Here is a 21,544-nt window from a genome sequence, read left to right as displayed (position 1 = left end):
CAGCGTTCCCGTGCAAGGAATGCGGAATGAGGACGAAGTACGCCGTCTGTCGACGAGAATGAACCGGATCGTCGGCGCGAACCCGGGATTTCGCGCCGAGGTGGACGACGCTTGCCAAACGGCCTGGCTGGAATTGCTCAGCCGCCAACCGGACTTGCAGGATCCGAACGGCCTGGCCGGTTGGCTGACGACCGTCGCGCGGCGGCACGCGCTCCGTGCAGCCGAAAATCGCGCACGGGTGCAGTTGGTCGATGACGCGTGCCTGGACGCGCACGAACCGACGGAGTCACCCGAGGCGAAGACCTTGGCCGGAGAACTGGCGGCTGCGCTGTGGCGAGCGGTGGAGAAGTTCCCGGAACGCCACCGGCGGATGCTGCTCCTGCTGGCGCACTGCCCGGAGCTGCGACACGACCAGCTGGCCGCCGAACTGGGCATCTCGCCGTCGAGCGTGAGCCGAATCCGACACCGCTGCTTGACGGTCCTCCGTCGTCGGCTGGAGGCCGAGGGCTTCAGTTATCCATGACCCGGCTCACCCGTTCACCGAGCGAAGTGTCCGCATCGCCTCCGCCAACCCCTCCGCATCAGGACCCAGCGGCGTCAGCACGATTCGGCGCAAGATTTCCGCGCACGCGGCTCGTGCCTTGAGCGCTACCTCCAACCCGTGCTCGGTCAAGGAAGCGAACGTCACCCGGCGGTCTTCCGGGCTCGGGATGCGGCAGATCAAATCCGCGGCGACCAAGCGGTCCGCCACCTTGGTGAAGCCTCCGCTCGACAGGGCGGCTTCGGTGGCCAGGCGGGTCATCGGCATGCGGTGTTCCGGCGACCGCACCAGGCGCAGCAGGATGTCGAACGACGCGGGGGCCAGGCCGAACCGGTCGGCGATTTCTCCCATCAGTGCGTTCTGTGTGGCCAGATAGCCCTCGATCACGAGGCCCCACCACGTCACGATCTCGTCGTCGTCCGTCTGCGGATCCGGGGTCATCTGCCGGAGTCTACCCGGAATACATCTTGCGCGCGAGAAGTTACCCTAGACAATGAAGGAAGCGGTGTCCACAGAGGAGCGACGATGATGCACCGGTACATCGAGGGCGACCCGGATCTCCCGGTGCTTGTTCTCCTGCACGGAACCGGCGGTGGTCCAGACGATTTGCTCAGTGTGGCGCGCGAACTGAGTCCGGAATCGGCAACGCTCGCGCCGACCGGGCCGGTTTCGGAAAACGGGGCGGCGCGGTGGTTTCGGCGGCTGTCGGAGGGCGTGTTCGATCACGAGGACGTCCGGGCGCGGGCGGACGAGCTGGCGGATTTCCTCAACGACGCCCGGGAAAAGTACGGGTTCGGCAGGGCGGTGGCGGTCGGGTTTTCGAATGGGGCGAATATCGCCGCGGCGGTAGCGCTCACCCGGCCGGACGCGCTCCGGGAAGCGATTCTGTTCTCGTCGATGTCTCCATTGCCGGAATTGCCGAGCCTCGACCTCGCCGGAACTCGCATATTCCTTTCCAACGGCGAGCACGACCCGATGGCTCCGCTGCCCGCCAACGACGAACTCGTGCGCCAGTTCCGCGAGCGGCATGCGGACGTGACGACGCACCGCTGGCCGGGAGGGCATCAGGTGACCGTCGAAGGAATAAGCGCGGCGAAGGCCTGGCTCGCTAGGGTCGAGGCATGACCGAGCTGACCCGCGCGCAAGACCTGCTCGCCTCCACGATCCTCGCCGACGGACACAACGACCTCCCATGGGCGCTCCGCGACAAAGCCGGGCCGAACCCGGTCGAGGCGGTGGCCGGCGTGGATCTCACGGTGCCGCAGCCGACGCTGCACACCGACTTCCCCAAACTCGCCGAAGGCAAGCTGGGCCTGCAGTTCTGGTCGGTGTACGTGCCGTGCGAGTTCAAGGGCGACAGCGCGGTCACCGCGGTGCTGGAACAGATCGAGGTGGTCTACCAGCTCGCCGAGCGCTACCCCGAGCGGCTGCGGCTGGTCACCACGGCCGACGAAGCTGAGGCGGCGTTCGCGGACGGGCGGATCGCGTCGTTGCTCGGGGCCGAAGGCGGGCACAGCATCGCCGAATCCCTCGGGGTGCTGCGGATTCTGCGCCGGCTCGGCGTCCGCTACATGACGCTGACCCACAACTTCAACACCACCTGGGCGGATTCCGGGACCGACAAACCCGAGCACGACGGGCTCACCGAGTTCGGCCGCGAGGTCGTGCGCGAGATGAACCGGATCGGCATGCTGGTCGACCTTTCCCACGTCGCGCCGAGCACCATGCGCGCCGCGCTCGAGGTGTCGAGCGCGCCGGTGATCTTCAGCCACTCGTCGTGCCGCGCGGTCAACGACCATCCGCGCAACATCCCCGACGACGTCCTCGCCCAGCTGCCCGGCAACGGCGGCGTCGCGATGATCACCTTCGTGCCCGCCTTCATCTCCGCCGCGGTCACCGAGTGGGACAACCAGCTCCGGGACGCGATGACCGCCGCCGGGCAGGAATTCCTCGACCTCGGCCAGCGCGGCCGGTTCGCGAAGACCTGGGACGCGCCGCCCAAGCCGAAGTCGACGATCGCGGACGTCGTCGCGCACATCGAGCACGCGCGCGAGGTCGCCGGGATCGACCACATCGGGCTCGGCGGCGACTACGACGGCGTCGGCGAACTGCCCGAAGGCCTCGAGGACGTGTCGAAGTACCCGGTGCTCATCGCCGCCCTGATGGAACGCGGCTGGAGCGACGAGGACTGCGCGAAACTCGCCGGCCGCAACACGCTGCGGGTGCTGCGCGAGGTCGACGGCAAGCGCTGAATTAGCGCATCACGGCGAGTGGGCGGACAATCACGATATGTCCCACGCGCGAAACGACGGTCCCGACGAGGCCGCGAAATCGGAAATTCCCGAGGCGCCGGGCACTGAGGTGCCCGGCGCACTCGACCACGCCGCCCCGGGCACCGCACCGGGAGCCGAACCCGGGCCGCGGCCGTCCGCCGCGAAACCCGCGGGCCGCCGGGGCAAGGTCAAATCCACCCGGATCAGCGGCACCTGGATCGCCGTGATCGTGGCGATCGTCGTGCTGGCGTTCCTGCTGGTGTTCATCCTGCAGAACCTGGACACGGCGACCGTCCACTTCCTCGGCGCGTCCGGCAGCATGCCGCTCGCGGTGGCGATGCTGTTCGCCGCGATCGCGGGCGCGGCGCTGGTCGCGCTGATCGGCGGGGCGCGGATCCTGCAGCTCAGGAAGCAGGCGCGGCGTCGGCGGTGAAGGGCTCGCGAGCCCGCAGGCTCAGCAGGATCTCGCACACCGCGGGATCCCCGCTGACCTGCACTCGCGCGTCCGCTTCCACTGCGGGCAACGTCCCGCTGCACAGCCGCCACAACGCGTCCGCGTCGGTCGCCAAAGCCGCGAGCGGAGACCGTGACGTCGCGGCACCGCGGTCGATCGTCCAGCCCGCCGAGGTAGCGCGGAGCGTCCACCGCCCGGCCCCCTCCACCGAACACGCCACCTGACGTCCGGCCCGCGCGGGCACCGCCCGCAACGTCTGCGGCAGCGAACGCAGCAACGTGTCCACCACCGGCGTCCGGAACTCCGGCTCGTCGAGCAGCGGAGCTTCCACCGCCTCCCGGATCTGCTGCTGGAGCACCCACTGCTCCGCGTAATCGCGAGCGACCGTCAGCCACGTCGGCGCCGCGGCTGGTTCGTCCAGGTCGCGGTGCTTCCACAGTTCGGTCAGCTGCGTCGTACTGTCCACGAGCATCGCGAACAGCACCTCCGGCGACAGTTGCCGGCAGGCAGAGACCCAGGACGTCCCCTCGCCGAGGTGGCCGTCTCGGTCCCGCGAGAGCCGCCTGAGTTTCAGTCCCAGGATGTGCGCGGTCAGGTCGTGCACTGTCCATTCACCCAGCGCGGGCAGGGTCCACTCGGGCGTCCGGAGGTCGGAGAGAACCCCGATCAGCGCCTGTTCCTCGCGCACGAGCAGCGGCAGCACGTCGATCGGCGGTCCCCACGGCGCGGTCATGCGCGTCATCCAACACCCACCGGCAAGGCATCACAGGGCCATTCGGCCTACTCGCAGGTAGCATCAGCGCGAACAGTGAGGGGAGCAGCCCGTGGACTACCAGCGACCGAACGGCCGGGGCACCGCCGAGGACGTGGCCAACCTGGCCCGCCGGGCAGGCCAGCTCGCCGGATGGGCGGCGCGCACCGGCTTCGACCTGACCCGCAAACTCCCCGGGATCGACACCGCCGAACGCGGCCTCAAGCAGGTCGAACGCGGGCTGCTGAGCGAACTGCGCCGCCGCCTCGACGAGGTCGACGATCCCTATCACGCGGCGCTGACCGCGGCGTCCGCGATGAACCGGGCCGACGTCGGCAGCCGCGCCGTCGAAACGACCGTGACGCTGGTGCCCGCCCGCGATCACGTCGAACCGCTGCGCGCGGCGATGGCCGAACTGCTCAACCACTCCATCGGCTTCGGCCGCGAGCGCGCCCGCGAATACCTGTACGCGATCATCCTCCGCCAGCTCACGCCCGACGAGGCGCGCATCCTCTCCGCGCTGTCGGACGGCTCCCCGTTCCCCGCGATCGACGTCGCCGAGCGCAGCGCCATCGGCGGCACCGGCCGGATCGTGCTGCGCAACGCCTCGACGGTCGGCAAGGCGGCCGGGGTGTCGCTGCCGGACCAGGTGCCCGGCTACGTGACCCGGCTGATCGGCCTCGGGCTGGTCGAACTGGACGAGGAGGTGCCCTCGCTCGAGACGCAGTACGAGATCCTGCTGACCGACGAGTCGGTCCGCGAGGTGGAGAAGCAGGTGAAGCGGATCAAGATCATCCGCCGCACCATCCACGTCTCGCGGCTCGGCGCGCAGTTCTGGCAGGCCTGCGACCCGAGCCTGGGCTGACCCCGATGGGCGAGTTCGTCTCGAGGCTCCTCGACGACTTCGTCCGGCACTGGCCGCTGTATGTCTCCATCCCGATCGTCGCCGCGCTGATCGGGTACGGCACGAAGCTGGTCGCGATCCGGATGATGTTCCAGCCGGTCGAGTTCATCGGCGTCAAGCCGTTCCTGGGCTGGCAGGGCATCGTGCCCAAACGGGCCGCGCGGATGGCGAGCATCGCCTGCGACACGATGACCGAGCAGCTGATCAAACCGGCCGAGGTCGTCGCCCGGCTCGACGCCGACCGGATCGCGAAGGAAATCGAGAAACCGCTGCTCGCGGCGGTCGAGGACATCGTGCGCGAGGTGGCCGGGCACTACCAGTCGGGTCTGTGGGAATCGCTGCCGGTCGGCGTGCAGCGGCTGGTGATCCAGCGCGTGCAGGCCGAATCGCCGCACATGGTCAAGGCCGTGCTCGAACTCATCCAGTCCGATGTGGACAGTGTGTTCGACCTCAAGGGCATGGTGGTCACCAGCCTCGTCAAGGACAAACGGCTGCTCAACCGGATCTTCCAGGAAGCGGGCGCGGAGGAGTTCAAGTTCATCGCGCGCTCCGGGCTCGTGTTCGGCGGCCTGATCGGCGTGATCCAGATGGTCGCGTGGGTGCTGTTCAAGTTCCCGCCGATCATGCCGTTGTTCGGTCTCTTCACCGGCTGGTTCACCGACTGGCTGGCGCTGCGGATGATTTTCTACCCGCTGGAGCCCAAGAAATACTTCGGCGTCACCTGGCAGGGCCTGTTCCTCAAGCGGCGCGCGGAGGTCGCCGAGGCGTACGGCGAGTTGATCGCGAAAGAAATCATCACGCCGCACAACGTCATCGAGGCGGTGCTGCAGGGCCCGCTTTCCGACCGCGTGCTCGCGCTCATCCAGCGGCAGCTCGACCGCGAGCTGGGCCGGGCGGCGAACGTCGCGAAACCGTTGCTGGTCTTCGCCATCGGCAGCCGCCGCTACCAGGACATGAAGCTCGCCATCTCCGAGCAGATCATGACCCGGCTGCCGGACACCATGCGCTACATCGAGGATTACGCCACCGACGCGATGGACATCCGGAACGTCCTGGTCGGCAAGATGAAGGAATTGTCGCCGGAGGAGTTCGAGCAGCTGCTGCGCCCGGCTTTCCAGCAGGACGAATGGATTCTCATCGCGACCGGCGCGGTGCTCGGGTTCGCGGTCGGCGAGGCGCAGGTTCTGGTGCTGGAGCACCTCGCCTCCTGAATCCGCCCCCCTTGTGGAGGAGCGGGCCGGGCCGGGAGACTGACCCTCATGGGTGAGACGGCGGTGCCGTGGCCGCAGGAAATCCGGATCGCGATGGCCATGGTGGGGGGATCCAGCCTGGCAGTGTGGATGGGGGGAGTCGCTACCGAGACGTCGGCGTTGCTGCACGCTTCGCGCACGCCGGACGAAGGTAACGGCTATCGGAAACTGCTCGACCTTTTGCACGCTTCGGTGCGCCTGGACGTGCTCACCGGGACGAGCGCGGGCGGCATCAACGCCGCGTGTCTCGGATTGGCCGAGGCGTACCGGTCGACGCCCGCGATCTTGCGCGACACCTGGTTCTCGGCCGGGTCGCTGGAGAATCTGATCCGCGACCCCGGCGAGACGCGGCCGCGTTCGGTGCTGAACGGCGACAAGGTGCTGCTCGGCGGCCTCGTCCAGGCGATGCACGACATCACCGGATCCGGCGTCGTGCCCACCGAGCCGCCGGACGTGACCGTGCTGCTCACCGGAACCATGCTCGACGGCGAGACCACGCAGTACGACGACGCGCTCGGAAACCGGGTGCGGGACACCGAACATCGCATGCTGTTCCGCTTCGACGGTCCATTGTGGAACAACCAGGTGCACGGCCCGCTCGCGCTCGCCGCCCGGTCGAGCGCGTCCTTCCCGGGCGCGTTCGAGCTGTCGCGCATGCCGATCGGTCCCGAGGCGGCGGACCGGCTGCATCCGGACATGACCGATTACACCGAGCTGGTGCGTTCGCATTGGCTCGCCGACGGCGGCGTGCTGGTGAACAAACCGCTGCGGCCCGCGTTGCGGGAGATCTTCGAACGCTCGTCGTCGACGGATGTGCGGCGGCTGCTGCTGTACGTCGTCCCGACGGTCGACGGCGAAGCCAAGCCGATGACCTGCGACCCGGCTGAGCCGCCGATGCTCGGCACCGCGCTGGCGAAGGTCGCGTCCACGATCATGAGCCAGACCATCAGCGTCGAGCTGGAGGAATTGAGCAGGCACAACTCCGCCGTCACGCGCGCCAGGGACACCCGGGTCGCGCTCGCGTCGCTCGGCCTGCGCGGCGGGCAGCTGGTGGACGACCGGGTGCACCGGGCGTACCTCGACCGCCGGGTCGCGCTCGACGCGGCCGACCTGGTCCGCGCGGTCACCCGCCGCTACGAACTGTCCGATGAGGACAGTGGGTGGGCAGCCGGGAATTCGGCGCTGCTGCAGGACATCGCCGCCGACGGACTGCGCCGCGGGATTCCCAGCACGCTGCCCGGCGAATCGGTCACGGTCGGCGACCTGGTCCGCTACCGCACCTCGACGCTGGATGACGCGGTCGCGACCGGCATCCAGCTGATCAACGCGGGCTTCCGGATGGGCCCGGACCTCGACCAGGCGACCCAGCTCAACGAGGCCCGCGCGAAAATGCACGCCGCCCGCCGGAGCGCGGCTCGCGACGTGCGGCTGTCCGCGTGGGTGGCCCGGCACGAGCCGCCGCCGTCCGGCACCTCGATGCCGGACTGGATCGGTCAGCTCGCCGCCGAATGGGCGGATCTCGGGGCATCGGACGCGGTCCGCGAGGCGTGGCCGGAGGTGACCGGCGCGCTGCGGTCGGCCGCTCCGGTGCTGCAAGCGTTGTCGGGCAAGGAAAACCAGTGGTCCGCGGATGCCGCCGACACGGTGACGGCGCTGCTGGACTGGTTCGGCCTGGACAACGCGGACGTCGCGGACGGGTTCGTGCTGGCCCGGTTTTTGCTGCTGCACATGGCGACGCGCGGGCTGCTGGCCGAAGCGCCGGCGGTAGACCAGCGGGTCGACCTGGTGCAGCTGAGCGCGGACAGCCGGACCCTGCTGGACCTCGCGCGCCCCCGCGGCCGGGACAAGCTGACCGGCACCCAGGCGAACAACTTCGGCGCGTTCTACAAAGCGTCCTGGCGCGCGAACGACTGGATGTGGGGCCGGATCGACGGCGCTGGCTGGCTGATGCAGTGCCTGCTCGACCCGAAACGCCTGCGGGTGCTGCGCGACATCGTCGGCCCGGAGGAATTCCGGGAGCAGGTAAGGACGACGTTCCGCGAGATCGGCTGGGAGCCGCCCTCGCCCGCGGACAACGGGATGCCCTCGGACCTGCCCGGCCTGCTCGCGCAACTGGGCGACGAACTGGCTTTCCTTGGCCTGGACGCGAATCTGTCCCCGGTCGACTTCGGCAAGGAGGTGCCGACCAGTCTTCCGGTGACGTCGATGGTGCTGGCGAAGTCGCGGCAGTTGGCCATCGCACGGGAGGAACTGCCGGTGCTCGCGAGCCAGGCCGAGGCGGATGCGAAGGAGGGCAACGGAAAGGCTTCGGAGAGTTTCCGGAAGCTGATGGCCGCCCGGCCGCTCGAACGGGAAACGGCTGCCCAGCCGGAAAACTCCGGCCAGCAGGACGCGGCGCAACGCGCTTTCCAAGCCTGTCAGGTTTCCGCCGAACGTTTCGAAGGCGAACTCGGCAGTACCCTGCTCACCAAAACGATTGTCAAAGCCGGAGCGGCCGGGCTCAATGCCGCTTCGACGGCCACCCGGGTTCCGAAAACGCTCCAGCCGCTGGCGAAATTCGCGCAGCTCAGCAGCCGCAGTTCGTGGTGGGTCACGCAAGGCGCGACCCGGCTGGGCCGGCCATGGAACCTGCTGGCCGCCGCCATCACCGCGGTCGCCGGGTTCGTGCTCAGCGGCGAAGGCGGATCCGTTCTGCAATGGCTCGGTCTTCCGGTGGCGGGCGGTGCGCTCGTGTTCCTCGTGGTGAGCCTGCTGACCTTGAGGCGCACGTGGCGAATGGTGCTCACCGTGCTGGGCGTGCTGGTGATAGCCGCGTTGCTGTTCGCGGCTTTCCTGCCGCCCATCGCGCAGCCGTTGTTCGGCTGGCTCGGCACCGTTGTGGACGGTTGGCGGCGCGGGCAGGCCCCGCTGTGGTGGCTCGCTGTGGTCGCGCTGCTCCTGCTCCCGGCGGTCTGGACGCCGCTGTCCGGGCTCGGCCGGAAGAAGCGGCGGCGGTCGCGTCCGGACAGTCCACGCTGAACCCCAGGTAGACCACGATTTTCCGGCGCTGGAGTTGCGGTAGCGGCGCGGAAGGCCCATGGTCTGGGGTCACAGGTCGCATACCGATGGTGTGCGGCCCAGGCGCACGCATGCCCAGAACTTTCCCCCGCTAAACATGTTTGTGGTCCTCCTCACCGGGGTATCCCTGTCGTCCCTGGTGAGGGCGGTGGACGTGGCATGGATCGCTGGCGGCGCGAAAATTCTCTGTTACGTTTCCAAAGTATGTCCGGAAAGCACTTGATCGAATCCCCGACCAAGGCCGATGGTGCCGCTCTCTGGCGAATCGCACGCGATTCGCAGAAGCTTGATCTCAACTCGCCGTATGCGTACCTGTTGTGGTGCAAGGATTTCGCGGAGACCTCGGTCGTCGCCCGCGTCGACGGTGAGCCAGTCGGATTCGTGATCGCTTACCGAAGGCCGTCCGCGCCGGACGCCGCGCTCGTGTGGCAGGTCGCCGTCGACGCGTCGCAACGCGGAAAGGGCCTGGCCGGGCAGTTGCTGGACAGCCTGTACACGCGTCTGGTCGGCGAGGGCGTGCGGTACCTGGAAACCACGATCACCCCGGACAACGCGGCGTCGATCCGTCTCTTCGAGTCGTTCGCGAAGCGCTGGAACGCGGATCTGGAACACCGCCGGTTGTTCGAAGTCGCTGATTTTCCGCAGGGGGAGGCGCACGAACCCGAGGATCTTTACCGCATCGGGCCGTTGCACCGCCAATAACCCGTCAATTTCGCCGAGTAGGAGCGAAAGAAATCGTTATGAGCATCTTCGAAGAGCTCGAATCAGAAGTCCGCAGTTACAGCCGGGGGTGGCCGGTCGTCTTCGACCGGGCGCAGGGCAGCAGGCTCTACAGCGAGGACGGCAAGGCCTACCTCGACTTCTTCGCCGGCGCCGGCGCGCTGAACTACGGGCACAACAACCCGCACCTCAAGCAGGCGCTGATCGACTACATCCAGCGCGACGGCGTCACGCACGCGCTCGACATGTACACGGTCGCGAAGCGGGACTTCCTGGAGACCTTCCGGGAGAAGATCCTCGCGCCGCGCGACCTGGACTACAAGATCGTCTTCCCCGGCCCCGGCGGCGCGAACGCCGTGGAGGCCGCGCTGAAGCTCGCGCGCAAGGTGACCGGCAAGGAATCGGTCATCAACTTCACCAACGCGTTCCACGGCATGACGCTCGGCGCGCTGTCGGTCACCGGCAACTCGATGAAGCGCGGCGCCGCGGGCATCCCGCTGGTGCACGCCACGCCGATGCCGTACGACAAGTACTTCGACGGCGCGATGCCGGACTTCATGTACTTCGAGAAGCTGCTCGAAGACTCCGGCAGCGGCCTGAACGAGCCCGCCGCGGTGATCGTGGAGGGCGTGCAGGGCGAGGGCGGCATCAACGCCGCGCGCCTGGAATGGCTCAAGGGCCTCGACGACCTGTGCAAGCGGCACAACATCCTGCTGATCCTCGACGACGTGCAGATGGGCTGCGGCCGCACCGGCCCGTTCTTCAGCTTCGAGGACGCCGGCATCTCGCCGGACATCGTGTGCCTGTCGAAGTCGATCGGCGGCTACGGCCTCCCGATGGCGCTCACGCTGATCAAGCCGGAGCTGGACGTCTGGGAGCCGGGCGAGCACAACGGCACCTTCCGCGGCATCAGCCCGGCGTTCGTCACCGCGACCGAGGCGCTGCGCGTCTACTGGAGCGACGACGAGCTGGAGAAGTCGACCAAGGCCAAGGGCGAGCGCATCGCGAGCACCTTCAAGGACCTGGTGGAGAGCTACCCGGAGGCGAACCTCGTCGCGAAGGGCCGCGGTCTGGCGCGCGGTCTCGAATTCGCGAACGGCGAGCTCGCGGGCGCGGTCTGCAAGGCGGCCTTCGAACGCGGCCTGCTGATGGAGACTTCCGGCCCGGACGGCGAAGTGATGAAACTGCTGCCGCCGCTTACCCTCACCGACGAGGAGCTGAGCGAAGGCCTCGCGATCATCACCGAGTCCGTCGCCGCCGTCCTCAAGTAACCACCCCGAAGAACAAGAAGGAGCCTTTCACTTGCTGGTCCGCACGCTCGACGAGATCACCGACACCGACGCTGACATCAAGACCCCGAACTGGCGAAGCAAGCGCATCATCCTCGCGAAGGAGGGCGTCGGCTTCTCGGTGCACGAGACGACGCTGTACGCGGGCACGGTGAACGACTTCTGGTACGCCAACCACATCGAGGCCGTGTTCATCACCTCCGGCGAGGGCGAGATCGAAGACCTCGCCACCGGCGAGGTGCACCAGCTCAAGCCGGGCACGCTGTACCTGCTGAACGACCACGACAAGCACCAGGTCCGCCCGAAGACCGAGATCAAGTGCGTGTGCGTGTTCAACCCGCCGGTCACCGGCCGCGAGGTGCACGACGAGAACGGGGTCTACCCGCTCGTCACCGAAGACTCCTGAGACTGAGCCACTCCCACCACCCCGAGAAAGAAGAAACGCCAGAAGAACTGGAGGCGAGCCACTGTGACGATCATGGACACCCGGGTCGAAGACGGTTACCCGACCCGGATCACCGGTACGCCGGAGCATCTTCCGCGCGTGCACCCCACGGTGTGGGGTACCGAGGCTGACGGCCCGATCGACGCCGCGACCCTGGCTAATCACGATGCCAAGGGCTACACGGTCGTGGACGGACTGCTCTCGCCCGGTGAGGTCCAGACGTACTGGCAGGAGGTCGTCCGGCTGTCGTCGGACGAGAAGCTGCACGACGACGAGCGCGTGATCACCGAGGCGCGGACCGGCGAGGTCCGGTCGATCTTCGACGTGCACGAGATCTCCGGCCTGATCGCCGAGCTGGTGCGCGATCCCCGGGTGCTCGACCGGGCGCGGCAGATCCTCGGCTCCGAGGTCTACATCCACCAGAGCCGGATCAACTACATGCCGGGCTTCAAGGGCACCGGCTTCTACTGGCATTCCGATTTCGAGACCTGGCACGCGGAGGACGGCATGCCGTCGCCGCGTGCGGTGAGCTGCTCGATCGCGCTCACCGACAACTACCCGTACAACGGCGGGCTCATGGTCATGCCGGGTTCGCAGCGCACGTTCGTGCAGTGCGTGGGCGAGACCCCGGACGCCAACTACAAGAGCTCGCTCAAGGACCAGCGGGTGGGCGTGCCGTCGCCGGACGACATCACCAAGCTGGCGGCCGACTGCGGCATCGACCAGTTCACCGGTTCGGCCGGTTCGGCGCTGTGGTTCGACTCGAACATCATGCACGGATCGTCGAACAACATCACGCCGTATCCGCGCTCGAACATCTTCCTGGTGTTCAACAGCGTGGACAACGCGTTGCAGGAGCCGTTCGCCGCGAGCGCGCCGCGGCCGTCGTTCATCGCCGGCCGCAACTCGACGCCGATCACGCGGTGACCAGCGTTACTTCCGCCAACCGGCGGGTCGCTCGTAACGAAGAATGTGCGCCCTGTTACGTTGTCGCCACTTCGCAGTTCGTCTGCGGAGGCACGGTTGTCCGCAGCGGTCCGGGTTCTTGCTCGGGGTGAGCCCCCCGAACCGCCGGCGGACGGCCGCGATGCACGGGTGGACCGCGCCCCCTGGCGGCCCGGCCGACGATCATTGAGTCCGGCCCCGCACCATCAGATCGGGACTGATGGTGCGGGGCCGGACTCGTCTGTTCAGGGTCGAAATTCACGAAAGAGCGGTGTCTGCGGGCCGCCGCTGACGGTAAGTTGACCTGTCTGGCTGGGGGTGAGCCTGGGAGGTGCGCGCGAGCATGGCCGATGCCGGCGCGCGGGTCGAACTGCTCGGCCCGGTGCGGCTGCTCGACGGCAGCCGTGCGGTTCCCGTCGGCGGCCCCGGGGTGCGGGGGCTGCTGGCGCTGCTCGCGCTGCGCGTGGGCAAGGTGGTGCCGCTCGAGGAGATCATCGACGCGCTGTGGGGCCACGATCCGCCTGCCACCGCCCGCACCATCGTGCACGGCAATGTGTCGCAGCTGCGCCGGCTGCTGCGCGAGATGGCCGATCCGGTCGCCGAGATCAGCACCCGCCCGCCGGGCTACCAGCTTTCCCTCGCGCCGGACCGGATCGACGCGCACCGCGCGCGGGCGCTGCTGGACCAGGCCGCGCTGGAATCGCCGGAGAGCGCCTCGAAGCTGCTCGCCGAGGCGCTCGCGCTGTGGCAGGGGCCGACGCTGTCCGGTGTGCCTGATTCGGTACGGGCGCCCGAATTGGACGAGTTGCGGCGCGCCATCCGCTACGCCCGGGTCAACGCGGATCTCGACCTCGGCCGCTACGACGAGCTGATCGTGGAGCTGAGCCCGATCGTCCGCGCCGACCCGCTCGCCGAGCGCGTCGCCGGGCAGTTGATGCGCGCGCTTTACCACGCCGGGCGGCGCGGGGAAGCGCTCGAGCTGTACCACACCGTCTCGCGGGCGACGCTCGGTTCGCTCGGCGTCGAACCCGGCGCGGATCTGCGCTCGCTGCACGAGCGGGTGCTCAACGACGATCTCGCCGCGCACGAGAGCGCGGTTCCGGAACAGGCCGTCGCGCCTTCTCAGCTGCCGCCCGCGCTGCCGACGCTGGCCGGGCGCGAGGCGGAGCTGGAATGGCTCGACGGGCTCGCTGAACGCGGCGACAGCACGGTGATCGTGTCCGGCACCGCCGGGGTCGGCAAAAGCGCGCTGGTCATCTGGTGGGCGCACCGCGCGGCCCGGCTGTTCCCGGACGGGGTGCTGTACGCGGCGCTGCAAGGGTTCGATCCGCACCAGCCGCCGCTGGAACCGGGCGATCTGCTGTCGCAGTTCCTGCTCGGGCTGGGCGTGCCCGCCGACGAGGTGCCGGAGCAGGTGCACGAACGCGTGGCGTTGTACCGCTCGCTGATCGCCGGGCGGCGGATGCTCGTGCTGCTCGACGACGCGCGTTCGGCCGAACAGGTGCGTCCGTTGCTCCCTCCGGGCGCACGGTCGATGACGGTGGTGACCAGCCGGTCGCGGCTGGAGGCGCTGGCGGTGTCCCACGCGGCGAAGCTGCGGGTGCTCGGCACGCTCGCGCCGGAAGCCGCGGTGAGCGTGATCGAGGAATTGGCCGGGCCGGCGGACTTCGACCTCAACCACGCGCTGGCCCGGTTGTGCGGCTACCTGCCGCTCGCGCTGCGGATCGCCGGGGCCAAGCTTGCCGCCAGTCCACAATGGACACTCAAGGATCTGGTCGGGGAGCTGGGAAACGAACGCACCCGGCTGGCCGGACTCGACGTCACCGGAGCCGAAGACGGTGTCCGGGCCGCCTTCGACGTCTCGTTCCGCGGCCTTCCGGACGGACTGGCCCGGACGCTGCTGCGCCTGGGTGCGGTGCCCGCGCGGCACACCGGTCCGCACCTGACGGCGGCGATCGCGGAGATCCCGGTCGAGCAGGCCCGCCGCGAACTCCGCACGCTGGCCGCGCACAACCTGGTCGCCGAGACCTCGCGCGACGCCTTCGCCCCGCACGACCTCGTCCGGCTGTACCTGCGCGAGCTGGCGGAAACTGAACTGGACCCGGCGGAACGCGCGGCGGTGCTCGACCGGGCCATCCGCTATCACCAGGCCGCCTCGGACACCGCGCGGCGGAAGATGCTGCGCATCGTCGACCCGCTCGACCTCACCGGCCTCGTGCCGCCGGACGCGCTGCCGCCGCTGGAAACCTTCGCCCAGGCCCAGGACTGGTTCGCCGCGGAGTGGCCGAACCTGCTCGCGGTACTGGACGCCGCACACGCCGACGGCCGCTACGCCGACGTCTGGCGGCTCGCCCGCGTCGCGCACACCTACCGGGTCGTCTGCCCGCTGTACGAGGAATGGATCCGGCTGGTCGACCTCGGCCTCGCCGCCGCCGAAGCCGCGAACGAACCGCTCGGGCAGTGCTGGATGCTGATCTCCCGCTGCGCCATCGCGCTCACCTTCGAGCTGTCGCAGGGCAGCATCGCCGACGCCGAACGAGCGGTCGGGCTGGCCACCCGGCTCGACGGCCGCTCGCTCATCGTCGCCAAGATCCACCTCGGCAGCGTGCTGACCCTGCTCGGCCGCTATTCGGAGGCGATCGAACGGCTGCTGGAGGCGGTCGCGGAGACCGAACGCACCGGTGATCTCGAACTGCGCGGCCAGGCGCTCAACAACTGCGCGGAGACGGAGAAACGCGCGGGACGTCCGGCCGAGGCGATCACGCATCAGCTGGCCTCGCTGGAGATAGACCGCGAACTTGGCGACGACAGCTATGCCGTGGTGTCGCTGAACAACCTCGCGGAACTGCATCTGGGCATCGGCGAGCTGGAAGCCGCCGAACGCTACGCGCGGGAAGCCGTGTCGCTGGCGGTCGCGCGGCAGTTCGAGCTGCAGGAGGGCATCCTGCGGGTGACCCTGGCGCGGATCCTGCGCGGCCAGGAACGGCTGGAGCCGGCGCGCGAGCAGTACCGGCTGGCGGTGGCGCTGTACGAGCGGATGAACCCGCGGCAGGTCGAGGACTTGCGAAAGGAAGCGGCGGACCTGGCCGGTTCGTAGCAGCGGTCGCTCCTCGGCTGGGTCAACCCGAGAATTCGCCGCTCGGCCGAAGACGCAGTCGGCGCACAGTGAGCGGGCAGTCGTCCGCGCCCGGCTCTTGTACAATGTTCAGCTGTGTTTACCCAGGTCACCGTGGTAATAATCGCGTCCGCTTAGCGGATTCTTAGCCATCAGGCGGTCAGCGCGCGTAGGGTCGGCCGCGACGCTGGCGGAGCCCTAGGGGAGGGGCAGGCTGTGAAGCCGGCGACGGGACCGCGGCAGTACCGCGCGGACCTGGAAGAGCCGCCAGGAGCGGTTCGGTGGCGGTTGGCCGGCCGAGATGGGGGTAGGCCGGCCGGCCGCCAGGCCCTATTCGACGTTCGACGTGCAGAGCGCGATCGAACTGCCGCTGCTTTCGGCGACCTTCTTGCCGTCGACGATGATCTGGCAGCTGATCTGGTTCGTCACGCCCGCGTTGGCGGTGTCCGCGGTCAGCGAAAGCACCGGCCTGCCGCCGTCGTAGGAGGCGTGCCCGTGCCAGTCGTCGGTGCTCGGCGGGGTGGTCGCGGTGCGCTGGTCGTTCAGCGTGCCGTAGCGGACCGTCGCGCCGTTCGCCGAGCTCACCACGAAGTCGACCGAATGCTTCTCGCCCGGCTGCGGCGGGATGTGCAGATCGCCCGCGCGGGCGGTGCCGAACATCGACGGGTAGAGCAGCATCGCGCCGCACAGCAGGGCAGCCAGTGCGGAAAGCGTGGTTCCGGTGAGTGCGACGCCCAATCCGCGCATTTTTCCCTTGGAGGAAAGGACGATTCCCGCAATTCCGCCGGCGAGGCCGATGCCGGCGAGCGGCCAGGCGAGGAAGCCCCAATCCGGGAGGAAGGCGACGCCCGCCGCGGCCAGTCCGAGGGTGACCGCGAGTCCGCCGGGCCAGTTGGCCTGTCTCCGGGACGGCTCCTGCTGGGGCGGACGGTGCGGACCAGGACGAGCAGTGGTCCTGCTGTGTCGCGCGGGTGCGGCCGGATACGGCTGCTCGGTCGTCATGCGTGCCTCTTCCGCTGGGATGGCGAAGACGCTAACGCAGATGCCCGCGTGGTTGGAATAATCGTTATCGACTGACAATGTCATCCATTTACCGCGTCCGGGCGGACGGGGTCATTTCCCGCCGGATTGCGCGAAGCGGCGCCATTCGCTGCCCGAAAAAGGCAGCGTGATTCCGCAGAGCGACCGCGCGCTTACCCGGCGGTCCTGACCTGGCGACGCGGCACCGCGCGCGCCATTCACTGATCGAAAAGATTGACTTCCGGAGTGATCTCGAGAAGTTCGTGCACCGGCCTGCCGCGCCGTCCGTCGATGGTCGTCGTGCGCACTACGCGCAACCGCGCGGTCACCGGCCGATCGAGGTTTTCTTTGATCTGGTCGAGCAGATCCGGGGCGACCGCGCCCTGAATGGTTCCGCCCGATTCCCGCTCCAGGTAGAAAATCCGCCGCCGGGTGCGCACGCCGTCGAGGCGTCCGGTCACCGTCTCGTAGCCGACCGCCTCGCGGGACTCGCGCAGGCTGCCCTGCAGCACCCGCGCCTGTTCGGTGGTCATGCTCCGGGTCACCTGCTCGCCCGCGGTGGGCGTGAGCGCCATCCCGATGCCGGCGTGCTTGCTGACCGCGTTGACGACGTCGCTGACCGCGTTGCGCACCGTGTCGCGCTGCAGCAGCACCGCGTCGAGCGCGCCGTCGTCGGAACCGTTGGCGGGCAGGAAATCGCAGAGTTCCTTCACCGCGCGCTCGGACAGCGTTTCGATGCCGTCGTGGATCAGCGCGTCGTCGACCGCCGGTTCGGGGAAACCGAAGAAGATCGCGTTGCCCGCCTGTCCTTTTTGGATCAGCGGGGCCTTGTCCCGGTCCGCCTGCTGGACGAAGGTGACCTCGTTCGACGGATTGCGGATGATGTGCCCGATCTTCGCCGTCGCGTCCTGGAGCGCGCGGCTGATGTCGGAAAAGGTGTACGCGTCGATGTGCGTTTCGCCGATCACCGACACGTGCAGCAGCGGCGCGCGGCAGGTCCGCTCGAACTTCGCGTTCGCCGCCATCGCCGAGGCGCGCGCGAGGTCGTCCAGCCACGTGCCGCCGGGGATCTCGTCGGCGATCCGCCGGAACTCGTTCCTCACCACACCATCTCCGGAATGCCTCTGCCGCCGTCGGCCCACACCGCTTCCCACACGTCCTCGTCGCCGGGACGGCACAGGAAACCGTCGAGCATGCCGCCCACCGGCTGGATCTGGTCGAGGTACATCGCGGGCTGGCCGACGATGATGCCGCGCAGGGTCAGCAGCCCGTACAGCGCGGTGCGGCCGCTGTCGTCAAGCCGCTTCAACGCGCCCCACTCGTCCGGCAGCAGCACCACGTCGAGCCCGCGCGGCGGATGCGCCGTGCGGGTGACGAACGCGCCGCCGAGCCAGGCCCGCCCGGACGTGATCACCCGCTGGGCGACCCCGAGGTAGCTGTTGAGCGCGCTGAAGAGGATCTCGCGCTCGTTCTGGTGCGGCGCGTCGTAGACCAGGCGCTCGTAGACGTCGGCGAGGTCGGCGTGATGGCGGCCGGGGGGCAGCAGGTTCTGTGGCGTCCAGTGCGGAAGCGCCATCGGACCTCCTGACGTCGTCCGGGGCCCTCGGCGCCCGCTTACCGTGCGTAGCCGAATCTACCAGGTGGGTGTCAGCCACTGCGTCCAGGTCGGCGGGGCGCGGGTTCGTCGGCCGGCCAGTGCGGACTCCGCTGGTCGTCCTCGGGCCAGCTCAGTTCGCCCGACAGCCGCGGCTCGGGATCGGGCAGCGGGTGCCCGGCCGGGTCGTGCGCCGGGTGCTGCCCGTGGTACGGATCGTCCGGGTCGACTTCCGGATAGTCGTTGTAGACGCGCTCCGGCTGGTCCTCGTAATGCGGGTACGCCGGTTCCTCGTAGTCCTCGTAGTCCTCGTACGGGTTCGCCGGCGGGATGTGCCGGGTCTCCTCGGCCGCTTCCTCCGCCGGAGCCGCCGCGGGCCGGTACGGCTCAGCCTCGGGTTCGGCCTTCGGCCGGGCGGCCCGCGTGAACAGCCACATGACCGCCGCCCCGAGCAGGAACGAGACGAGCAGCCACAGCCAGATCTGCCCGAAGAGCCAGAGCATCCGCCATCACCTCTGTTCCACTGTGATCTCGACCCGCCGGTCGCTGTCGCCCCCATTGCTCGCACTGCCCGAACTGTCCGAACCGCTCGCGCTGGCCACCGCGAGCAAGCGGTCGGGCGGCACGTCCTCGCGGATCAGCAACCGGATCACGGTCAGCGCCCGGTTGCGGGAGAGCTTCAGCGCCGCGCTGCGCCCGCCCGGACCGTCGGCGACCCGGCCGACGAGGCGGTAGCGGAAGTTGTCCGGTGCGTCGCGCAACAGCGGCGCGAGATCGCGCGCGGCCTGCTCGCCTTCGTCGGTGAGCTTCGCGGTGTCCGGTTCGAAGGTGATCGGCGCGGCCGCGAGCTTGCGGTCCACTTCGGCCTGGATCCCGTCGCGGTCGGTCGGCGGCGCGGGCGGCGGGGCGGAAGAACTCGGCGGCGGGCTGGACGGCGGCGTCGTCGACGGTTCGGGCGACGGCGCGGACTGCACCGGCCCGGCCCCGCCGGAGGCTTGCGCGGATTCGACCCCGTCGACCCCTTGCACGATGCCCAGCGCGCGGCCGGCTTCTTCGGCCGGGAACCCTTCGAGGGTCGCCTGCCGTCCGGAGAACTTCACCTCGCCGCCGCGCAGGCCCGCCGCGTCGAGCGCGGAGCGTGATCGCGCGGCGAGGTCGTCCTGGATTCCGCTGCCCTGCAGCCAAGTCACGAGGCCCGCGAGCAGGGCCGTGACCACCACTGCCACGGGGATCAAGCGAAGCCACCCTCGTGCACCGGACATAACAGGACCCTATGCCGGGCCGGTCGGCTTGGCGACCTGGTAAAGGCCGCCGTTCGGGTGGCTCTCGCGACAGTGCCCGCACCGGTGGTGACCGGCGCGGGCACTGTCGGGGGACGGCGTTCAGGAGGCGGTCGCGTTGCCCCGCACGTCGCCCCGCATGTCGAGGTCGATGCTCGCCGGGTTGTCCGGCACGAGCGGGACGAGCGGAGCCAGTTCCGGGCGCTTCGGCGACAGTCCGTCGCCCATGGACTCGCCGCGCAGCTGACGGCGGATCCACGGCAGCAGGTGCACCTTGGTCCACGCGAGATCGGAGCGCCGCGAGGTGATCCAGGTGGCCGGTTCGGTGCTCGCCGGGTACGGCTCGCGCCAGTCCTCGGTGACCGGGACGCCGAGCACCTCGGCGGTGAGCAGCGCGATCCGGCGGTGCGCGTCCGGCGTGAAGTGCAGCCGGTCGTCGCTCCAGGCGCGCCGGTCGTGCAGCGGCTCCATCGTCCAGAGGTCGACCATCTTCGCGCCGTGCCGGGCCGCGATCGCCCACAGATGCGTGTTGTAGATCGCGACCTTGCCGCGCAGCACGCTCATCACCGACAGCGTCTTGGTGTCCGGCCCGTTGAAGATCACCACCGGGATCCCGGCCGCGCGCAGCTTCGCCACCCCCGCTTCGAAGCGCTCCGCGATGGCGTCGACGTCCGCCCCCGGCACGATGACGTCGTTGCCGCCCGCGCACAGCGTGACCAGATCGGGTTTCAGCTCGAGGGCGATCGGGAGCTGCTCGTCCATGATCTCGTCGAGCATCTTGCCGCGCAGCGACAGGTTCGCGTACTGGAAGCCGGGCTCGTCGCCGGCCAGCATCTCCGCGAGCCGGTCGGCCCAGCCCCGGAACGTCCCGTCGCCCCGATGGTCGTTGAGGCCCTCGGTGAAGCTGTCCCCGATGGCTACGTAGCTGTTGATCCCGTACACGCTGGGTTCCCCTTTCCCGCTGGTGCGCGCCTGTTCCCCGTGAAGTCCCGGATCTAGTTGTACACCCCAACTAACAGTCGGATATCCCCATATCCTTCCCGCCGGACACGACCGGTTCAGCCGGACGTCACAGTCTCTTACCTTGTCGGGGGTTCGCGCCTCCCTATTACGGCAATTTCACCGGGATGAACCTCACGTTCCGCCCCGTACCGGGCGCCATGTGGGGTAGGTCTCCCGACCTGGGGCTCCGCCGGGAGTTGCGGCAGGCTGGAAGGTGTGACAGACGAGACTGCGAAAGGGCCGGCGCGGGAGTCGCTCACGCAGATCCTCGGCGGGCGGCGCGGCGCGATCGACGCCAGCATCCCGCCCGCCGCGTTCGTCGTCGGCTGGCTCGTTTCCGGCCAGTCGATCGCCTGGGGAGCGGGCGTCGCGATCGGCGTCGCCGTGCTGCTCGGCGCGTACCGGCTGATTCGCGGCGACAAGGCGCGCGCGGTGGTGGTGAGCCTCGCCGCGGTGGTGATCGCCGCGCTGATCGCGATGCACACCGGCCGCGCCGAGGACTTCTTCCTGCTGCAGCTGTTCTCGAACGCGGCGAGCGCGCTGCTGTTCGCGGCGAGCATCGCGGTCCGCTGGCCGCTGCTCGGCGTGATCGTGGGGCTGCTTCTCGGGCAGAAGACGCGCTGGCGGCGCGACCCGGCTCTGCTGCGCGCGTACTCGTGGGCGAGCGCCGTGTGGGTGCTGCAGTACTTGCTGCGAGTGGTCGTTTACGGGCTGTTGTGGTGGACCGGGCAGGTGGTCGCGCTCGGAGTGGCGCGCACCGTGCTCTCCTGGCCGCTGGTGGCCGCCACCGTCGCGGTGAGCGGCTGGGTCCTTTACCGGAGCCTTCCAGCAGAACACCCGGGCCTTCGCCTGGCGAAAGACCCGGGTGCGGGCGAGTCCGAAACCGGACCCGGAAGTTAAGGCG

Annotated in this window: 21 protein-coding genes; 13 read left to right on the top strand and 8 right to left on the bottom strand. The window is 69.1% G+C overall.

All coding sequences use genetic code 11. The annotated features are described in order from the left end of the window. Nucleotides 1-19 precede the first annotated feature (19 nt). Entirely contained in the window at nt 20-523 is a 504-nt protein-coding gene (locus EIZ44_RS10265; RefSeq protein ID WP_134661923.1) for an RNA polymerase sigma factor, read from the top strand. Between the two features lie 6 nt (nt 524-529). Here EIZ44_RS10265 and EIZ44_RS10260 read toward each other — a convergent pair whose 3' ends face one another. Continuing rightward, nucleotides 530-982 (bottom strand): MarR family winged helix-turn-helix transcriptional regulator, encoded by a 453-nt coding sequence (locus tag EIZ44_RS10260; protein ID WP_043827229.1) that lies wholly within the window; start codon nt 980-982, stop codon nt 530-532. 84 nt (nt 983-1,066) lie between these two features. Between EIZ44_RS10260 and EIZ44_RS10255 the strand changes: the two genes are divergently transcribed. Genes EIZ44_RS10255 through EIZ44_RS10245 form a run of 3 tightly spaced genes read left to right on the top strand, consistent with a single transcriptional unit; the run spans nt 1,067 to nt 3,247 of the window. Next, a complete protein-coding gene (locus EIZ44_RS10255) occupies nt 1,067-1,666 on the top strand; it encodes an alpha/beta hydrolase (protein WP_134728423.1) in 600 nt (199 codons plus the stop codon). Beyond that, nucleotides 1,663-2,793, top strand: coding sequence for a dipeptidase (locus tag EIZ44_RS10250; protein WP_134728422.1), 1,131 nt, complete (start codon nt 1,663-1,665; stop codon nt 2,791-2,793). The genes EIZ44_RS10255 and EIZ44_RS10250 overlap by 4 nt, the downstream gene beginning before the upstream one ends. A gap of 37 nt (nt 2,794-2,830) precedes the next feature. After that, nucleotides 2,831-3,247, top strand: coding sequence for a LapA family protein (locus tag EIZ44_RS10245; protein ID WP_037808018.1), 417 nt, complete (start codon nt 2,831-2,833; stop codon nt 3,245-3,247). Here the strand turns inward: EIZ44_RS10245 and EIZ44_RS10240 are convergent. After that, nucleotides 3,219-4,001 (bottom strand): maleylpyruvate isomerase mycothiol-dependent enzyme family protein, encoded by a 783-nt coding sequence (locus EIZ44_RS10240; RefSeq protein ID WP_439098590.1) that lies wholly within the window; start codon nt 3,999-4,001, stop codon nt 3,219-3,221. The two genes, EIZ44_RS10245 and EIZ44_RS10240, sit on opposite strands and share 29 nt — an antisense overlap. 91 nt (nt 4,002-4,092) lie before the next feature. Between EIZ44_RS10240 and EIZ44_RS10235 the strand changes: the two genes are divergently transcribed. From EIZ44_RS10235 to EIZ44_RS10200, 8 genes are all read left to right on the top strand, one after another. Then, nucleotides 4,093-4,884 (top strand): Abi-alpha family protein, encoded by a 792-nt coding sequence (locus EIZ44_RS10235; protein WP_037808011.1) that lies wholly within the window; start codon nt 4,093-4,095, stop codon nt 4,882-4,884. Nucleotides 4,885-4,889: 5 nt separating this feature from the next. Then, the gene (locus tag EIZ44_RS10230) at nt 4,890-6,134 is read left to right on the top strand and encodes a DUF445 domain-containing protein (protein ID WP_134728420.1); all 1,245 of its coding nucleotides are present in this window, start codon (nt 4,890-4,892) and stop codon (nt 6,132-6,134) included. A 48-nt stretch (nt 6,135-6,182) separates the two neighbouring features. After that, on the top strand, nt 6,183-9,191 hold the full coding sequence (locus tag EIZ44_RS10225) for a patatin-like protein (protein WP_134728419.1): 3,009 nt from the start codon (nt 6,183-6,185) through the stop codon (nt 9,189-9,191). Between the two features lie 243 nt (nt 9,192-9,434). Then, nucleotides 9,435-9,932, top strand: coding sequence for a diaminobutyrate acetyltransferase (gene ectA, locus EIZ44_RS10220; RefSeq protein ID WP_167754077.1), 498 nt, complete (start codon nt 9,435-9,437; stop codon nt 9,930-9,932). A 38-nt stretch (nt 9,933-9,970) separates the two neighbouring features. Next, a complete protein-coding gene (ectB, locus tag EIZ44_RS10215) occupies nt 9,971-11,221 on the top strand; it encodes a diaminobutyrate--2-oxoglutarate transaminase (RefSeq protein WP_134728418.1) in 1,251 nt (416 codons plus the stop codon). A gap of 31 nt (nt 11,222-11,252) precedes the next feature. Continuing rightward, nucleotides 11,253-11,645: an ectoine synthase gene (locus EIZ44_RS10210; protein WP_037807993.1), complete on the top strand. Its 393-nt coding sequence runs from the start codon at nt 11,253-11,255 to the stop codon at nt 11,643-11,645. A 63-nt stretch (nt 11,646-11,708) separates the two neighbouring features. Then, nucleotides 11,709-12,611, top strand: coding sequence for an ectoine hydroxylase (gene thpD / locus EIZ44_RS10205; RefSeq protein ID WP_134728417.1), 903 nt, complete (start codon nt 11,709-11,711; stop codon nt 12,609-12,611). Between the two features lie 361 nt (nt 12,612-12,972). Next, the gene (locus tag EIZ44_RS10200; RefSeq protein WP_134728416.1) at nt 12,973-15,726 is read left to right on the top strand and encodes an AfsR/SARP family transcriptional regulator; all 2,754 of its coding nucleotides are present in this window, start codon (nt 12,973-12,975) and stop codon (nt 15,724-15,726) included. 348 nt (nt 15,727-16,074) lie between these two features. Here the strand turns inward: EIZ44_RS10200 and EIZ44_RS10195 are convergent, their stop codons facing one another. The 6 genes from EIZ44_RS10195 to EIZ44_RS10170 form a co-directional block, all read right to left on the bottom strand. Then, complete coding sequence (locus EIZ44_RS10195) at nt 16,075-16,746, bottom strand: hypothetical protein (protein WP_037807985.1); 672 nt, start codon at nt 16,744-16,746, stop codon at nt 16,075-16,077. A gap of 236 nt (nt 16,747-16,982) precedes the next feature. After that, nucleotides 16,983-17,867 (bottom strand): hypothetical protein, encoded by an 885-nt coding sequence (locus EIZ44_RS10190; protein WP_037809292.1) that lies wholly within the window; start codon nt 17,865-17,867, stop codon nt 16,983-16,985. After that, entirely contained in the window at nt 17,864-18,340 is a 477-nt protein-coding gene (locus tag EIZ44_RS10185) for a DUF6932 family protein (protein ID WP_037807980.1), read from the bottom strand. Before EIZ44_RS10185 ends, EIZ44_RS10190 begins: the two co-directional genes overlap by 4 nt. 71 nt (nt 18,341-18,411) lie before the next feature. Beyond that, complete coding sequence (locus tag EIZ44_RS10180; protein WP_134728415.1) at nt 18,412-18,861, bottom strand: LapA family protein; 450 nt, start codon at nt 18,859-18,861, stop codon at nt 18,412-18,414. 6 nt (nt 18,862-18,867) lie between these two features. Then, a complete protein-coding gene (locus tag EIZ44_RS10175; RefSeq protein WP_240691271.1) occupies nt 18,868-19,584 on the bottom strand; it encodes an OmpA family protein in 717 nt (238 codons plus the stop codon). Between the two features lie 156 nt (nt 19,585-19,740). Continuing rightward, the gene (locus tag EIZ44_RS10170; protein WP_037807977.1) at nt 19,741-20,580 is read right to left on the bottom strand and encodes an SGNH/GDSL hydrolase family protein; all 840 of its coding nucleotides are present in this window, start codon (nt 20,578-20,580) and stop codon (nt 19,741-19,743) included. A gap of 276 nt (nt 20,581-20,856) precedes the next feature. Between EIZ44_RS10170 and EIZ44_RS10165 the strand changes: the two genes are divergently transcribed. Continuing rightward, nucleotides 20,857-21,540, top strand: a complete 684-nt coding sequence (locus tag EIZ44_RS10165; protein ID WP_043827250.1) for a DUF3159 domain-containing protein — start codon at nt 20,857-20,859, stop codon at nt 21,538-21,540. The last annotated feature ends 4 nt before the right edge of the window (nt 21,541-21,544 follow it).

The organism is Amycolatopsis nivea (assembly GCF_004522235.1).
In the GTDB taxonomy this organism is placed as follows: Bacteria; Actinomycetota; Actinomycetes; order Mycobacteriales; family Pseudonocardiaceae; genus Amycolatopsis; species Amycolatopsis nivea.
The sequence above is the reverse complement of the archived record's forward strand: the minus strand, read 5'-3'. Positions and strand labels throughout refer to the sequence as shown.

What these genes read in the sequence shown, in the direction of transcription:
- EIZ44_RS10245 (WP_037808018.1), top strand. Translation starts at nt 2,831, where the DNA reads ATGTCCCACGCGCGAAACGACGGTCCCGACGAGGCCGCGAAATCGGAA.
- ectA (WP_167754077.1), top strand. Translation starts at nt 9,435, where the DNA reads ATGTCCGGAAAGCACTTGATCGAATCCCCGACCAAGGCCGATGGTGCC.
- EIZ44_RS10225 (WP_134728419.1), top strand. Translation starts at nt 6,183, where the DNA reads ATGGGTGAGACGGCGGTGCCGTGGCCGCAGGAAATCCGGATCGCGATG.
- EIZ44_RS10265 (WP_134661923.1), top strand. Translation starts at nt 20, where the DNA reads ATGCGGAATGAGGACGAAGTACGCCGTCTGTCGACGAGAATGAACCGG.
- EIZ44_RS10240 (WP_439098590.1), bottom strand. Translation starts at nt 4,001, where the DNA reads ATGACCGCGCCGTGGGGACCGCCGATCGACGTGCTGCCGCTGCTCGTG.
- EIZ44_RS10230 (WP_134728420.1), top strand. Translation starts at nt 4,890, where the DNA reads ATGGGCGAGTTCGTCTCGAGGCTCCTCGACGACTTCGTCCGGCACTGG.
- ectB (WP_134728418.1), top strand. Translation starts at nt 9,971, where the DNA reads ATGAGCATCTTCGAAGAGCTCGAATCAGAAGTCCGCAGTTACAGCCGG.
- EIZ44_RS10200 (WP_134728416.1), top strand. Translation starts at nt 12,973, where the DNA reads ATGGCCGATGCCGGCGCGCGGGTCGAACTGCTCGGCCCGGTGCGGCTG.
- EIZ44_RS10260 (WP_043827229.1), bottom strand. Translation starts at nt 982, where the DNA reads ATGACCCCGGATCCGCAGACGGACGACGACGAGATCGTGACGTGGTGG.
- EIZ44_RS10185 (WP_037807980.1), bottom strand. Translation starts at nt 18,340, where the DNA reads ATGGCGCTTCCGCACTGGACGCCACAGAACCTGCTGCCCCCCGGCCGC.
- EIZ44_RS10255 (WP_134728423.1), top strand. Translation starts at nt 1,067, where the DNA reads ATGATGCACCGGTACATCGAGGGCGACCCGGATCTCCCGGTGCTTGTT.
- EIZ44_RS10195 (WP_037807985.1), bottom strand. Translation starts at nt 16,746, where the DNA reads ATGACGACCGAGCAGCCGTATCCGGCCGCACCCGCGCGACACAGCAGG.
- EIZ44_RS10250 (WP_134728422.1), top strand. Translation starts at nt 1,663, where the DNA reads ATGACCGAGCTGACCCGCGCGCAAGACCTGCTCGCCTCCACGATCCTC.
- EIZ44_RS10180 (WP_134728415.1), bottom strand. Translation starts at nt 18,861, where the DNA reads ATGCTCTGGCTCTTCGGGCAGATCTGGCTGTGGCTGCTCGTCTCGTTC.